Source organism: Indolivaga alginatilytica (assembly GCF_003201355.1).
Lineage (GTDB): Bacteria > Bacteroidota > Bacteroidia > Bacteroidales > Dysgonomonadaceae > Dysgonomonas_A > Dysgonomonas_A alginatilytica.
Map to the genome: position 1 here is coordinate 1 of NZ_QICL01000068.1, position 1,484 is coordinate 1,484.

The 1,484-nt window shown below is 38.6% G+C and carries 1 protein-coding gene; it reads right to left on the reverse strand.

The features are described 5' to 3' along the window. The coding region (locus CLV62_RS21400; protein WP_170120128.1) for a right-handed parallel beta-helix repeat-containing protein at positions 1 to 1,484 on the reverse strand (1,484 nt) is incomplete at both ends.

A 1,484-nucleotide genomic window follows, 5' to 3' on the forward strand; every position in this document is an offset into this window, starting at 1 on the left:
TCGTGTATTCGATTATATTCAATAACAGATTGCCCCGTGTCGCCGATAATGTAAATTCCTGCGAAATCTGCGAGCAGAAAATTACCTGCATGATGTACGTAATTGTTGGCTATATAGCATCGTTTCAGTGCACTAGGTGCAACTGTGGGTGGGTCCCATGAATAGCCTAATGTAATACCGTTGTTTTGCAGCCTTGAAACATCGCAATGAGTCACACTGCATGTATCAGCCCACGTTATGGCTATCCCAGATGAGTGATCTAATATTCTTCCCAAATCTTTCACTACACTATTGTAGATGTGTATGTTTTTGGGGGTATTGGAATCATCTCTGTATGACTGTTCCCATTCTCCAACCCTAACAGCCATTGCCCCGAGATCATGGAATACGCATCTAACTACAGACGAATCTTTGGAACCAATATGATAACCTAATGCGTTTCGGATGATAAGACTGAATTCACATTGTGAGAATGTAGTAGAACTATATACATTGATAGAGCAAGGGAACATTCTTCCCTGCGATTTTTCGGTGCAAAATTTCGGATCATCAAAAAGATAATGATAGGCTTGAGTAAAGTGTATATTAATAAAAACACACTGACTTTCAATTTTAAATAGCTCTTCGATTTGAGGTATCTCAATCTTTACATTCGAAATAGATTCATCGTCCTTTAACTTGTAATATAAATAACCGCCTGTGGTGTAGAATGTGCCTTTTGCGAATGTCTCACGATTGGCATCTACACTTAGAGTGGTGTTTATATTTTCGATAATATATCTTGACCCTGATGTTATCGTTGTGGATTTTTTGTGAGCAAAAGTAATGGTATTATTACTTGTGTTCACAGATAACACCCTCATTTTGAAGCTTACCCAATCTTTGAAAACCGTGATATAAGCATCATTATACATCGTTGCTAACTTGGTAATATCAGCAGCCGGAAAAGATGCTGTATATACTTTATAACCCTCAGAATCTTGTGCCATTGATACACCTGCCAATGTAGGCAGGGTAATAGTTTCGTAAAACTTACCGTACCGGACAGTAGATGCAGGTAAACGCATCTCACCATTGACAGTGATGAAGTGGTGCAATGCCTTAGTAATAGGGGTGCGATATATATCTGTAGATACTAAAGTGAAATCGCTTGCAGACTTTAAGATCGAGCCTTTTATAATTGGTTTTAAGCGTGACACTACTTGATCATCCATGAATTTCACGGTCTTACCGGGTATATTAATCCCAATAGTACCCGTTAGCCTAAATTCTTCACCGCCTTTCAATCTGATATATATATGCTCCTGTGTAATGCTCGATGATGATGCGAGTGTTAATGCTCTTGTTATCGTTTTGACAGGCGTTGATGTCGATGTACCGTTATTGGTGTCAACACCTGATACGGATGACACATATATATTATAGGCGTTGCTTAACAATGCGATATCTTTTTCAAACATCACCCTGTCAAATTCAGCTAAAGT